Consider the following 13191-nt stretch of genomic DNA (forward strand, 5'->3'; position numbering starts at 1 on the left):
CTCATCGGAAGTTGCCGTCCGGGTTCAGGGCGTCGCGCTCGGGGGCGCTCATCGTCTGGCCGACCCGGGTGACCAGCATCGCCATCTCGTAGGCGATCAGGCCCAGATCCGCGTCGGCGGACGCCAGAACGGCCAGGCAGGCGCCCTGCCCGGCGGCGGTGACGAAGAGGAACGCGTCCTCCATCTCCACCACCGTCTGCCGCACCGCGCCGGCCCCGAAGTGCCGGCTCGCGCCCTTGGCCAGGCTCTGGAATCCGGCCGCCATCGCCGAGAGATGCTCGGCGTCCTCCCGGCTCATGGCGGCCGAGGCGCCCAGCATCAGGCCGTCCGCGGAAAGCACCACGGCCTGCTGTGCGGTCGGCACCCGCTCGACGAGGTCGTCGAGGAGCCAGGTGAGGTTCGCGCTCTGCTTCGTCGTTGCCACTATGCGTCCTTCTCCGGCCTGTTCACTTCATTACCGCCGGGCACGTCGGCGCGGTCGCCGGCCGCATCACCGCCGCCCCCGGATGCTGCCTGGTCCCCGGCGCTCGCCTGCGACGGGGACTCGCCGATCTTCGTACCGTCGTCGTGCGCCGGCACCTTGGAGGCCTGGATGCGGCCTCGCGTCGTGCCCGACTGCAGGGCGCTCATCAGCGTACGTACCTGTTCCGGGGTTCGTTCCGGCGCGGTGGACCGCTCCGGCTCGACCACCGGGTTGCGCAGCTGGGGGGCCAGACTGGCCTGCCGGACCCGCTTGGGCAGGCCGTCCGGGCCGAACTGCGCGGTCACCTCGTCCGGAACCTCCACACCGGACACCGAGGGCGGCTCCGGGGCCGGCGCGGTCGGCGCCGGTGGCTCCGGGGCGGTGAACAGCGGGGCCGGCGAGGCGGGCACCATCGGCACCGAGTTGCGCGGCACCGCGCGCGGCGTGCCGAGGGCGCCGGCCACGTCGTCGAGCCGGCTCGGGGTCGCCTCCGGCGGCAGCTCGGCCGGCGTCTCCGGGGTGCGCCGGACCCGCTTGCGCTGCACCAGCCCGTCGGGCGTGAGGCCGGACGCGACCGAGCTGGGCGCCGGGCCGGTGGTCGTGTCGGCCGGGCGATGCCGGCCGTTGCGCGCCTCACCGGCGACCTCGGGCGCGACCGAGCCGTTGACCCGCTGCGCCGGGATCGCCGGGACCTGCTGCAGTTCGCTCCCGCTCTTGCCGGCCCACTGCAGCGCGGCCAGTGAGTTCTGACTCGGCGCGGCGGAACCGCTCGGCGGGAGACTGAAGCTGCCGGACGTCTCGCCCCGGCTCTTGGAACCGGCAGGCCCGGCGGGACCGGGCGCCGCGGTGACGAGGTCGCCGGGGATCATCACGATCGCGGTGATCCCGCCGTACGGCGAAGCGGAGAGCGACACCCGGATCCCGTGCCGGGTCGCCAGCTGGGCCACGACGAACAGGCCGAGACGGGCGCTGTCGGCCGGGTCGAACTCGGGCGGCTCGGCCAGCCGCCGGTTGGCGATCTCGACGCCTTCCGGGGTCATGCCGAGACCGCGGTCCTCGACCTCGATCACGTAACCGTTCGGCCGCCCCTGGCCGGAGACCTGCACCCGGGTGTGCGGCGGGGAGAACGACGCGGCGTTCTCGATCAGCTCGGCGAGCAGGTGGATGACGTCACCGACCGAGCGTCCGAGCAGCGCGGCGGAGGCGACCGAGCGGATGTCGACCCGCTTGTAGTCCTCCACCTCACTGATCGCGCCACGGATCACGTCGATCACCGGGACCGGGTTGCGCCAGCCGCGGCCGGGTGCCGCGCCGGCCAGGATGACCAGGTCCTCGGCGTGACGCCGCATCCGGGTGGCCAGGTGGTCGACCCGGTACAGGTCCTCGAGCTCCTGCGGTTCGGTCTCGCGCCGCTCCATCTTGTCCAGCAGCGAGAGCTGGCGGTGCAGCAGCGTCTGGCTGCGCCGGGCGATGTTGAGGAACACCTCGTTGATGCCACGCCGGACGTTCGCCTCGTCGACCGCGGACTGCACGGCAGTGCGCTGCACGTCGTTGAAGGCGTGACCGAGCTGGCCGATCTCGTCCTGTCCGTACTCCAGCGGGGGCGTCTCGACGTCCACGTCGACCGCCTCGCCGTGCTGCAGGCGCCGGACCACGGTGGGCAGCCGCTCGGCGGCCATCTCCAGGGCCTCGCGGCGCAACTTGATCAGGCGGCCCACGATCGACCGGCCGACGCGCACCGACACCCAGATGGCCAGCGCGAACGCGATCAGGCCGACGACGGCGGCCAGGCCCAGCCAGACGAACACGTTGACGGCGAGCGGGGTGGCGTCGGAGGCCACCTCGTCGACCGCGGCCAGCTCGAACGCGCGCAGGCCGGCCGAGACCTCGTCGTATGTCGCCTGCCACTCGGTGCCGGAGACCGGCGGCGCGCCACCGCTGTAACTCTGGTCGATCAGCTGGTTCTGCATGATGTCGAGCTGGATGAACGAGGAGCCGGTGATCAGCCTGGCGTAGTCGCCCTGCGCCTGCTGCGGCATGTCCTGCACACCGGTCTTCAGCAGGTAGCGCGAGGTGGCGACGTTCTCGATCAGGATGCCGCGGCTCTTCTGGTCGATCCGGCCGGCCGCGTTCGCCGCGGCCAGCAGCGCGTCGACGCGGCTCAGATACTCCTGACCGCGGTAGCCGGTGATCAGGCCGCGGACCTCACGGTCGACCTTCTCGTGGAAGAAGACCGCGGCCGTCGCGGAGACGTCGAAACCGGCGTCCACCGCATCGTTGTAAGCGGTCATCATGTTGAGGACGTCGACGTCGCGGGAGTCGACGCGGTTGCGGACCGTACTGATCACGCCGAGGTCCGCGAACAGGACGCCGGTGCGGGCGCTCAGATCGTCGCTCATGTCCAGGCCCTGGACCGCCGACTTGAACGCGGTGAGGGCCTGATCGGTCGCGGCGCGCTGGGTCTTGAGGTCGGTGTCCGCGCCGTTGCGGCCCGCGGAGAGGTAGACCGCGGAGAAGTGCCGCTCACGCTGCAACTGCGCGATGAGCTGCAGGCCCGGGTCGCCCAGGCGGTGCACCGCTTCACGTGCGTTCAGCAGGTCCGTCGCCGGCCCGGCGGTGGCGGCGGTCGCGAAGATCCAGAGCGCCAGCAACGCAGCCAGCGGCACCGCGACCATCGCGATGATCTTCGATCTGATCGACCAGTTGCGGCTTCTCATCAAGCTCCGCCCGGAGGGGTTCGGCAGACAACGGCGGCACGCCGCCGGGCCCGGAGGCCGGCCGATCAGAAGTGGACGGCCGCGACCCGGGTTGGATGCGCCCCGGAAGAATACGTAAAGACGTCCGTCACAGCTAGCTCTCGATCCATCGAAAACCTACCTTCCATGACGTTTGTCCACCGAGGGCGGGTGACGATCTTCTTTTCGCCGTCGTCGGAGTTGCGACAGTCGAGATGACTCACTGGTAATGACGTGCTCACCGAATGACGCGAGCCCGGATTCGGAGCAACGGGATTGATGGACCGGTACGAGTGGGAATACCTCCGTCGGAAGAAGGAGGAACCCGATGTCCCCCACCGCCATCATCGTCCTGATCGTCGTCATCCTGCTGGCACTGGCCGCGATCGCGTTCGGGGCCCAGGCCGTGCGGCGCCGCCGGCTGCAGCGGACCTTCGGTCCCGAGTACGACCGCGTCGTCGCCGACACCGGCAACCGCACCGAGGCCGAGCGCGAGCTGCTGGAGCGCACCAAGCGGCACGCGCAGCTGGAACTGAAGCCGCTCACCGCCGAGTCCCGGGCCAAGTACTCCGCCGCCTGGGAAGAGGTCCAGATCCGGTTCGTGGACAGTCCGAAGGAGGCGGTGGAGACCGCGGACGAGCTGGTCACCCGCCTGATCGCCGACCGCGGCTACCCCACCGGCGACTACGACGACCGACTCGCGAACCTCTCCGTCGAACACGCCGCCACGCTGGAGCACTACCGGAACGCCCACGAGATCAGTCTTCGCAGTAAGAATGACGAAGCGGGCACCGAGGATCTGCGCCAGGCGCTGGTCCACTACCGGGCGCTCTTCGCCGACCTGCTCGGTGAGGACCCGGTCGCCGGCGCCGCACCCGCACCGCGATCGGCCACGGAGGACACCACCACGACGGACGCCACGACCGCCGAACGCTCCGCGACCGAGACACCCGCCCCCGATCCCGGCGTCGCACCCTCCCGGCCCGACGCCACCAGCCGCTGAGGAGCACCCACGATGCGCTTCTTCTCCAACGAGGCCAAGGACAACACCGAAGATCAGGATCAGGATCCGGACGTACGGGCGGAAGCCGTGCCGCACCAGCGACCCGGCTCGCCGTGGGACGACCGGCCCGGAGCGAACGCCGAGCACGACCCGGCGCCCCAGCCCACCGCGTTCGGTGCGGCCACCCCGGGTGGTGCGGTGGCCGCCTCGGCCCTGGCCGGCCCGTACGACGACCCGGAACACGACACCCACCGGAGCACGGACGCGGCCTCCGGAGTGGCCGACGACCGGACGGTGGCCCCCGGTGACGGCGTCGTCGACGACGAGACGGACCGGGACCGGGCGAACGACGACACGGTGGCCTGGCCGGCCGGGCAGGCACCGGTGGACCGGGACATCGAGCGGGACCCGGACGTCGACGTGCCGCTCGACGATCACCCGGAGGACCCGGCCGACGGCTACCGAGCCGACGACGACCGGGATGTCACGGACGAACCGCACGTAGCCGAGCACGGGGCCGCGGACGACCTCGACCGCCGGGCCGGCAGCGACAGCTCGGACGACCACGCGCACAGCGACCGCGTGGGCAGCGACCGCGTGGACAACGACCGGCTGGACAACGACCGGCTGGACAACGACCGGCTGGACAACGACCGGGTGGACGGCGCTGACGTCGACGCGGCGCTGGAGGACCGGGGCACGTTCGAGGACCCGCAGGTCGTCGACGACGACAAGCCAGCCGGAACCGTCGGGACCGTGGAACCGGCAGTGGTCGAGCCGCTCGCCGTCATCGAGGAGGAGCCGGACGTGGACACCAAGCCCGTCGTGGCGGCCGAGTCTGTTGTGGCGGCCGAACCTGTTGCGGAGGCCGAGCCCGTCGTGGCGGTCGCGGCCGTTCCCGGTGCGGCGGCCACAGGCGTCGCCACCGGACCGGCAACGCTCTTCCCGGACGCGGAGACCCAGCCGCTGCGCGACCGCTGGCGCGACATCCAGCTGCGATTCGTCGACGACCCCAAGGCGTCCACCGCCGAGGCTGCCGCCCTGGTCGACGAGACGATCGAGAAGCTGACCGCGGCGCTGCGGGAACACCGCGGATCACTGGCCGGTGGCGGCGACGACACGGAGGCGCTGCGCGTGGAACTGCGGTCCTACCGGGACATTCTGGACCGGCTGCTCGGCCTCTGAAGCCACGGCCCGGATACGAGAAGGGAGCCCTGAGGGCTCCCTTTTCTGTGTCGTCTCCAGTGGCGGGGCCAGGAAGGCGTCTCCGGTGGCGGGATCAGGAGGCCGGGCGGAGTCAGGATGCCGGGGTCTCGGCGGAGGCCGGGGCACTCGACGGCTCAGTCCTGCTGGACGGCAGGGTCGGAGGCTCCTGCGAGGGCTCCACGGACGGCTCCGTGCTGGGCGGGACCGGCGGGGCGCTCGGCTCGACCGACCGCGAGGGCGTGGTCGAGACCTGCGCCGACGGGCTCGCCGACGGCGACGAGGGCGAGGGCGAGGGCGCGGCCGACGGGGAGGACCCGGTGACGACGGTGATGACCGGGGCCGGTTCGATCCAGTCGGCGACGGGACCGAACGTCTCGTCGGACTCCTCGCCCGCGCCGGAACCACCCTGCTCGGTCTCGGCCGCGGCCGGCACCTGCTGACGAACGGTGGCAGGTGGCTTGCGCACCGGCGCGTCATCCGCGCTGAGCTGCACACCCAGCCACAGTGCCGGGCCGAGCCCGACCGCGACGATGGCCCCGAACAGCGCCGTCGGCCCCCGCTCCATCAGCGCCTCCCCTAACGGTTCCCCGCGATCGTCTCGCTTCGCCCCGGGCCTGTGCTACCCATTTCGGGAGTACACGAAGCCAACAACCGCTGTGGACATTGTGACCTCCAGCGCCCCCACCGGTCCTCATTCGTCGCGAACGAGACTCGCGTCATCCTCGGACACGGACCGACCCGGCCTCGCGGTTCACCTCGGGCAGGCCAGAACCCGCGCCATCAGCAGATTCCGGCCATTCGGCCCCGCCCCGGCGGCACCGTCCCACCCGGCGGGTCAGCGCGATCCGGTCACCGCGTCCCGGCCAGGAACGTCACCGCTTCCTCCCAGGCGGCCCAGCCACCGGGCAGTTCGTCGGTGTCCAGTGAAGGACGAAGGGTGAGGGTGCCACCGTCACGAAGACCGATCACCCAGCCACGCCGCCGACCAGGCAGTGTGGTGACCGCGGCGACGTCGGCGAACGGCACGAAACGACGACCGTCAGCAGGCGCCTCCATAGTCGCCACGGAGCCGCCCCGAGCCCTCTCCGCCGCCTCGCTGCTTCCCGCCCGATCGCCGTCGCCGCCCACACCGGCCCCGCCGTCGTGACCACCCACGCCCGCACCGTCGCCGTGACCACCCACGCCCGCACCCGCGCCGTGACCACCCGCACCCGCACCCGCAACGGCGCTGCCGTGCTCGCCCGCCCCCGCGCCGTCGCTGCCGTATCCACCCGCGCCCGCGCTGCCGACACTCACCGGCATCGCCTTCGCGCTCTCCGGGACGGCGTCGGCGTTCCGCCCGGGAACCGACACGCCACCCGCCGCGATCCGGTTGAGGCGTCGTTTCGCCTCCGGCCCCTTGCCCCGGGACAGGCCCGGGACCAGCAGGAACCCCAGGTCGGTGACGAGCAGATCGGTCCGTTCACCGTCCGCCGACAGGTTGATCAGACCGCCCAGCGCCTGCGCCCGGGCCACCGGCCGATCCCCGGCCGGCGCGGCCAGGTCCACACCGATCCGGGCCAAGTACGCCCGGACGTCCTCGGCCTGCTCCGGATCCGCGGCGGCCGCGGCGACGTCGGTCAGGTTCAGGTAGGCACCGTCGGCGGCGACCAGCTCGGCCGTCCCGGTCCAGCTGTGCCGCCAGCGCGCCACGTCGCTGCGCAGCGCGGCCAGCGCCAGCATCAGCGAGATCAGGTCGACGATCCGTTCGGCCGTCTCCTCCGGAGTCAGCCCGGGGAAGATGGTGGCGGCGGCGGTCCGGAGACGGCCGTCCGCGGCGAGTTCCAGGATGCTCGCGGCGTCCGGCACGGGGACTCCCACGGCTCGGGACACCGTCGCCAGCGCGGCTTCGGCCTCGCGTTCCATCTCGGCGGTGCGGGCCACGCTCAGGAAGTCGTCCCAGCCCACCTCGGTGCGCCCCTGCGCCGGGAAGGCGACCGCCTGCAAAGCCCGGCCCAGCCCGGGCAGGTCGGGAACCAGCTCGCCGGCCGCCTGGTCATCATTTTCGGTCACGGCGACGCCCGGCGCGGTGGCCGCATTCGCCGCTCCCACTCGGCCGGAGGGCTCAACCGCCTCGGCGCCGACAGCTTCGCCAGAGGCACTGACAGCATCGTCCGAGGCACCGGCAGCCTCGCCTGAAGCACCGGCAGCCTCGCTCAAGGCGGCGCTGCCCGGCTTCCGCCCGGCAGCACCCCCGGGCCCACCCGCCGAGTTGTCCGGTGCAGCACTGCGGGCCGGCGTCAACGCGGCCAGCCGCTCCGCCAGCGGCGGATGCGTGTCCCAGGCCCCGCCCGGCTCCGCGCCGCGGGCCCGCAGGATCGCCACGTCCTCACCGCGGGCGGCGAGCACCCGCAGGAACCCGCCGAACACGTCGACCGGAACGTGGCCGGCCTGCCAGCCGGGCCCGACATATTCCGCGTGGAACAGACGCTGCATCCCGGCCAGCACCGGCAGGTCCCGCAGCGCGCCGGAAGCAGCCGCGACCCCGGCGAACTGGGCCGCCACCCGGTCGGCGGCGAGTTCCTGCGCGCGGCTGAACGGCGCGTCGACCCGGCGGTAGATCTCCGCGTAGGCCCGGAAGACCGCACCGGCCGGATTCCGGCCACGGCTCCAGCGCGGGGCCAGCCGGCCGACCGCCACCCGTCCCCGGTACGCCAGAGGAGCCCACCGCCCCAGCCGGGCCGAGCCGTGCGCGAACTCGTGCGCCACCGCCGCCCGCAGCCGCCCGCTGTCCCAGGCCTGCAGCAGCGGCAGCCCGAGGTAGAGATCCCGCCGGCCGCCGAGCCATCCGAGCGCGCGGGTCCGCTCGCCGACCACCACGGTCGCGTCGGCCACCACGGTCAGCCCGGCCGGTGACGGAACCCCGGCCGCGACCGACGCGCCGTCCACCAGCGCCCACAGCTCAGGCGCGTCGGACCTGGTCACGGCGACCCCGGCGGGTGTCCGGCGGCGGCTGTGGAGAGCACGCCACGTCGCATAGCCCAGCGCGCCGACGGTGGCCAGGCTCAACGGCACCCCGGCGCGCAGAGCGAAGTCGGCGGGCAGCAGTTTCAGCACGGTCCACAATGCACCGAGAACCACGATCAGCTGCAGACCGGCCACGATCAGGAACCCGGCCAGGGCGGCCGCCGATCGTGCCGCCGCTCGTGCGTCGTTGCTCAAGCCGTTCTCCCTCCACCGAACGGGCCCCAGCCTAGGCCCGCGCCCATCGGGCGACACCGGCCGGAAGTACGGTTCCGCGGCTTGAGCCGATCAGTCCGCGGCCCAGATCTCCGGCGAACGGAAGTAGGACACCCCGGCCGCCTCCCAGCGCGGCCCGAACAGGGCGATCCGCTCACGGAACGACTCCCAGTCGCGCCGGGCCTGGGGACTCCAGCCCACCTCGGCGATCGCCGGCAGGCGTGGGAAGGTCAGGAACTGCACGTCGGCGACGCTGCGCAGGGTCTCCGACCAGAGCGGCGCGGCCACGCCGAGCAGCGCTTCCTCGGTGACGCCGGGCAGGTGCCGGGCCGGGTCCCAGTCGTACGCCCGCCGTACCGGCACGAGACCGGCCCAGTCGAGCCCGAGGCGGGTGTCCGCGTCGTACTTCATGTCCAGATAGACCCGGTCCGCGGGTGACATGATCACCGCTCGCCCGGCGGCCACCGCCGCGTCGACGCCCGTGTCCTGCTGCTCGGGCCGCCAGTACTGCACGACGGCGCCCTCGGGCAGGCCGGCCGCGGCGATCTCGTGCCAGCCGATCGCCCGCTTGCCGTACTTGCCCGGCAGCGGCAGCACCCGGGACAGGAACGCGCGGTAGTCCTCGGCCGAGGTGGAGAGGCACTCGTCGCCGCCGATGTGCAGGTAGGGGCCCGGCGTCGCGTCGGCGAGCGTCTTGAGCACGGTCTCGACGAAGGCGTACGTCTCCTCCTTGCCGGCCACCAGCGAGCTGTAGCCGACCTCGGCGTCCGTGCGTGGCGCGACCGGCTGCCCGTCCGCGGTCAGCTCCGGGTACGCCACCAGCGCGGCGTTCACGTGCCCGGGCATGTCGACCTCGGGCACCACGGTGACGAACCGCGCGGCGGCGTAGGCGACCACGTCCGCGTAGTCGGCGAGGGTCAGGAATCCCGGCCCCTCGCCGTCGCACCCGGTGCCCGGGCCGCCGCCTATCTCGGTGAGCCGCGGCCAGCCCGGGATCTCCAGACGCCAGCCCTGGTCGTCGGTGAGATGCAGGTGCAAGTGATTGATCTTGAACTGGACCAGCAGGTCGACGTGCGCCTTGATCTCGTCCACGGTGAAGAAGTGCCGGGCCAGGTCGAGCATGGCCGCGCGGTACGCGAACCGGGGCCGGTCCTCGATCGTCCCGCCCGGGAGCACGCCGTCCCCGGCGGCCAGCTGGCGCAGCGTCTGCACGCCCCAGAACAGCCCGGCCGGTTCCGACGCCCGCAGCGTCACCCCACTCGCCGTGATCTCCAGCCGGTAGCCCTCGGCCCCGAACTCGTCCGAGCCGGACAGTTCCCGACCGATTCCGTCCGCCGCAGCCGACTCCCCGGCCTCGGCTCGCGCCAGGGCGTCCGGAGTGACGGTGAAGGTCACGCCCGGTTCCGGAACAACCAGAACGGGAGCCGGGATGACATCGCTAAGCCGCTTCACGTGAGGGCGCACTCTGAAGACTCTAAACTGTTTCGCTATGGCGATAACTGTGCGTCACGCCACGCATGGCGACGAGCAACCTTTACACGCCCTGGCGACACTTACCTTCGGGTTGGCCTGCCCACCGGGGACGACAAAGGCTGACATCAACGCCTTCATCGCCACGAATCTGTCCGAGCAACGGTTCGCCGGCTACCTCGCCGACCCGGGCCGGACCGTCCTGCTGGCGTCCGAGAACGATCAGCCGGTGGGATATTCGATGCTGGTGCGCGGCCCGATCGCCGACCCGGACGTGGCCGCCGTCGTCGACGCGGAGACCAGCATCGAACTGAGCAAGTTCTACGTTCTGCCCGACCGCCACGGTTCCGGCACGGCGCACACCCTGATGACGGCCACGCTGGCGGAGGCCGCGGCGACCGGCGCCGAGACGTGCTGGCTGGGCGTCAACCAGCGGAACGTCCGGGCGGCCAAGTTCTACGCCAAACACGACTTCGAGATCGTCGGGGTCAAGCGCTTCCTGGTCGGCTCGGAGTGGCACGACGACCACATCCGCCGGCGCAAACTCCCCTAGGCCACCGTGCTCATCGACAGAAGCCCGAACAGCCCATACCCGGGTCACGCCGGCCGGCCGCTCGGCACCTACCTCTCCGCGCGGATCAAGGGCTGCACCTGCTCGGCGGCAAAGCGCACATACCCCTCCGGGTCCGGCTCGCCGTACATCGGCTGAAGGATGACCTTGGTCGCGCCGGCCTCGGCGTAGGCCCGCACCGCCTCGGCGATCTCCTCCGCGTCCCCGGCCACACCCGGCTCGTCCGGTCCGGCCTGCTCACGGTGGAGCCGCAGCCGTTCCTGCGCGCCCGGCCCGAACGCCGCCGACACGAACACCACGATCTCGTGCGGGCCGTCCGCCGCGATCAGCCGTTTCGCCTCGGCGACGCCGGCCACCGTGGTGGCGCCGGTCAGGATCGTGCCGTCGCCCACCCGGCCGGCCAGGGCCAGGGTCTTCGGCCCGGTCGCGCCGATCAGCAGCGGCGGCGCGGATGCGGGCGGCCAGTCCAGCGCGACCTTGTCGAGTCGCACGTAGCGGCCCTCGGTGGTCACGGTCTCGCCGTGCAGCAGAGCGCGCAGGGCCGCCGCATACTCCCCCAGCAGGGTCAGCGGCGAGGCCGGGCGGGCGCCGACCTGGGCCATCCAGTCCTGCACACCGTGGCCGATGCCGGTGATCGCGCGATCGCCGAAGAGCCGCCCCAGGGTGGCGATCTCCATGGCGCAGAGCGCCACGTTGCGGAACGGCACCGGCAGGATCCCGATGCCGACCCGCAGTTGCCGGGTCACCGCGAGCGCGGCCGTGGCAGCCGCGATGCCGCTGCTCAGGAAGCAGTCCTCCCAGAGCCAGAGCTCGGCGAGCCCGGCCTCGTCAGCGGCGCGGGCCACGTCGGGCAGCCGCTCCGGCGGGTTGTGCGGAAGGTAGATCGCTCCGAGCGTCGTCATGGCCGTCATTCTGGCCGCCCCCACCGACAAGAATCCGGTCGTGAACCGAATCACGGCGAGCGGGCATCAACGGTTGTGAACGACCTACTGCACACCGAGGACGGCGTGCTGATCCGGGAGTCGGTCGCCGATCCGGAACGGTTCGCGCCGCTCTTCGACCGGCACGCAAGGGCGGTGCACCGCTATCTGGCCCGCCGGATCGGCCCGGCCGCCGATGACCTGCTGGCCGAGACGTTCCTGATCGCGTTCCGGCGGCGCGCCGACTACCAGCCGCTGCGGCTGGAGGTGCGTCCCTGGCTGCTCGGGATCGCGACGAACGTGCTGCACCGGCACGTGCGTCAAGAGGAGCGCCGCTACCGGGCGCTGGCCCGGGCGGCCGGGCAGCAGGATCCGCCTGCGGCACCGGAGGGCGTCGAGGAGCGCATGGACGCCCAGGCGATCCGGTCGGAACTGGCCGCCGTGCTGGCGCGGCTCAAGGCTGCCGACCGCGACGCGCTGTTGCTGCTGGCTTGGGGCGATTGCTCGTACGCCGAGATCGCCGCGACCCTCGACGTCCCGCTCGGCACGGTTCGATCCCGGATCAACCGCGCCCGCCGCCAGACCCGTGCCGCCCTCGGCATCACATTCACGGAGGTGAAGAAATGACGGATGACCTGGACCTTCTGAACGAGTACGGACCGGGGGCAACCGAGGTGCCGGCGGCGGTCCTCAACGCCGCCGGTACCGCTCTGGCCGCCGAGATCGCCGCCGCGACGACTCCGGTCAGGCGAAACACCCGTCGGCGACTGCTCGTCGCCGCGATGGCCGCCGCGGCGGTCGCCGCCGTGGGTGTCGCGGTGGTCGTGCGCCCTGGGGAATCCCGTCCGGTGGCGACCAGGACCTCCTATCCGGTCAGGCTCGTCGCCGCGACCGCTCCGGAGTTCGGCTACGAGATCCCCGGTCTGGGCGACCCGGTCTTCACGGCCGGCCCGGGCGGCCCGATCATCGCGGTCTACCAGGTCGGCTCGCCGGAGAAAAGCGTGTCCCTGATGGCCGGGCCCAGCGATGTCGGTGGCACTCCGGGCCGGCGTCCGGTGGAGGTGAACGGGCACCCGGGTCAAATCCTCTTCCAACCGGACGGCATGCCCGGCGGTCTCGGTTCAGGCCAGCTGAGCTGGGAATATGCGCCCGGCGTGTGGCTCACGGTCGGCACGAACGGGCGCCGGGCCACCGAGGCGGAGATCGTCGCGCTGGCGGCGAGCGTGCGGGAGAAGCGGCAGCCGCTCGACTTCGAGGCGACGCTCGGGCTGATCCCCGAGGGGTGGACGCTGGCCGGGTTCAAACAGTCGTTCCTGCTCACCTACGCCGACCCGGCCGCGCCGGACCAGCAGGTGCACCTGCAGTGGTGGCCGACCCCGCCGAGCGGCGACGGCGGTGAGCTGGCGGGCCTGGAGAAGAGCACGCCCGTGACGATCAACGGACGGGCGGCGACGTTGAGCCGCGCCGCGGAGATCTGGGCAGTCGAGGGCGGGCGGCTGCCGGACGGCTCGGCGTTCCGCTTGACGGCGCCACGAACGTTCCCGGCGGAACAGATTCTCGCGATGGCCCGGTCGGTACGACGTACCGGATAACTGGATTTTGAT

At 72.3% G+C, this 13191-nt stretch carries 11 protein-coding genes; 5 read left to right on the forward strand and 6 right to left on the reverse strand.

The window, feature by feature from the left end:
- Position 1: 1 nt before the first annotated feature.
- Positions 2 to 427 carry a roadblock/LC7 domain-containing protein gene (locus tag ACH442_RS11055; RefSeq protein ID WP_396338125.1) on the reverse strand — a complete coding sequence of 142 codons (426 nt, stop codon included), beginning with the start codon at positions 425 to 427 and terminating at the stop codon, positions 2 to 4.
- The gene (locus ACH442_RS11060) at positions 424 to 3180 is read right to left on the reverse strand and encodes a nitrate- and nitrite sensing domain-containing protein (protein ID WP_396337790.1); all 2757 of its coding nucleotides are present in this window, start codon (positions 3178 to 3180) and stop codon (positions 424 to 426) included. The genes ACH442_RS11055 and ACH442_RS11060 overlap by 4 nt, the downstream gene beginning before the upstream one ends.
- Positions 3181 to 3526: 346 nt before the next feature.
- On the opposite strand from ACH442_RS11060, the gene ACH442_RS11065 reads away from it, so the two are divergent.
- Positions 3527 to 4201 carry a hypothetical protein gene (locus ACH442_RS11065; RefSeq protein ID WP_396337791.1) on the forward strand — a complete coding sequence of 225 codons (675 nt, stop codon included), beginning with the start codon at positions 3527 to 3529 and terminating at the stop codon, positions 4199 to 4201.
- Positions 4202 to 4213: 12 nt separating this feature from the next.
- Positions 4214 to 5386 carry a hypothetical protein gene (locus ACH442_RS11070; RefSeq protein WP_396337792.1) on the forward strand — a complete coding sequence of 391 codons (1173 nt, stop codon included), beginning with the start codon at positions 4214 to 4216 and terminating at the stop codon, positions 5384 to 5386.
- Between the two features lie 112 nt (positions 5387 to 5498).
- On the opposite strand, the gene ACH442_RS11075 is transcribed toward ACH442_RS11070, so the two are convergent.
- From ACH442_RS11075 to ACH442_RS11085, 3 genes are all read right to left on the reverse strand, one after another.
- Complete coding sequence (locus ACH442_RS11075) at positions 5499 to 5972, reverse strand: hypothetical protein (protein ID WP_396337793.1); 474 nt, start codon at positions 5970 to 5972, stop codon at positions 5499 to 5501.
- A 284-nt stretch (positions 5973 to 6256) separates the two neighbouring features.
- Positions 6257 to 8608, reverse strand: a complete 2352-nt coding sequence (locus tag ACH442_RS11080; RefSeq protein ID WP_396337794.1) for a M48 family metalloprotease — start codon at positions 8606 to 8608, stop codon at positions 6257 to 6259.
- A gap of 90 nt (positions 8609 to 8698) precedes the next feature.
- Entirely contained in the window at positions 8699 to 10021 is a 1323-nt protein-coding gene (locus ACH442_RS11085) for a family 20 glycosylhydrolase (RefSeq protein ID WP_396337795.1), read from the reverse strand.
- Between the two features lie 94 nt (positions 10022 to 10115).
- Here ACH442_RS11085 and ACH442_RS11090 point away from each other — a divergent pair, with 94 nt between their 5' ends.
- On the forward strand, positions 10116 to 10649 hold the full coding sequence (locus ACH442_RS11090) for a GNAT family N-acetyltransferase (protein WP_396337796.1): 534 nt from the start codon (positions 10116 to 10118) through the stop codon (positions 10647 to 10649).
- 68 nt (positions 10650 to 10717) lie between these two features.
- Here ACH442_RS11090 and ACH442_RS11095 read toward each other — a convergent pair whose 3' ends face one another.
- On the reverse strand, positions 10718 to 11569 hold the full coding sequence (locus ACH442_RS11095) for an LLM class flavin-dependent oxidoreductase (protein WP_396337797.1): 852 nt from the start codon (positions 11567 to 11569) through the stop codon (positions 10718 to 10720).
- A 75-nt stretch (positions 11570 to 11644) separates the two neighbouring features.
- Between ACH442_RS11095 and ACH442_RS11100 the strand changes: the two genes are divergently transcribed.
- Positions 11645 to 12214, forward strand: coding sequence for an RNA polymerase sigma factor (locus ACH442_RS11100; protein ID WP_396337798.1), 570 nt, complete (start codon positions 11645 to 11647; stop codon positions 12212 to 12214).
- Positions 12211 to 13179 (forward strand): hypothetical protein, encoded by a 969-nt coding sequence (locus ACH442_RS11105; RefSeq protein WP_396337799.1) that lies wholly within the window; start codon positions 12211 to 12213, stop codon positions 13177 to 13179. Before ACH442_RS11100 ends, ACH442_RS11105 begins: the two co-directional genes overlap by 4 nt.
- Positions 13180 to 13191: the final 12 nt, after the last annotated feature.

Source organism: Actinoplanes sp. NPDC020271 (assembly GCF_044388125.1).
GTDB lineage: Bacteria > Actinomycetota > Actinomycetes > Mycobacteriales > Micromonosporaceae > Actinoplanes.

Excerpts from the sequence above, each read along its gene's own strand:
- ACH442_RS11075 (WP_396337793.1), bottom strand. The coding sequence starts at position 5,972 with ATGGAGCGGGGGCCGACGGCGCTGTTCGGGGCCATCGTCGCGGTCGGG.
- ACH442_RS11060 (WP_396337790.1), bottom strand. The coding sequence starts at position 3,180 with ATGAGAAGCCGCAACTGGTCGATCAGATCGAAGATCATCGCGATGGTC.
- ACH442_RS11070 (WP_396337792.1), top strand. The coding sequence starts at position 4,214 with ATGCGCTTCTTCTCCAACGAGGCCAAGGACAACACCGAAGATCAGGAT.
- ACH442_RS11095 (WP_396337797.1), bottom strand. The coding sequence starts at position 11,569 with ATGACGACGCTCGGAGCGATCTACCTTCCGCACAACCCGCCGGAGCGG.
- ACH442_RS11065 (WP_396337791.1), top strand. The coding sequence starts at position 3,527 with ATGTCCCCCACCGCCATCATCGTCCTGATCGTCGTCATCCTGCTGGCA.
- ACH442_RS11090 (WP_396337796.1), top strand. The coding sequence starts at position 10,116 with ATGGCGATAACTGTGCGTCACGCCACGCATGGCGACGAGCAACCTTTA.
- ACH442_RS11105 (WP_396337799.1), top strand. The coding sequence starts at position 12,211 with ATGACGGATGACCTGGACCTTCTGAACGAGTACGGACCGGGGGCAACC.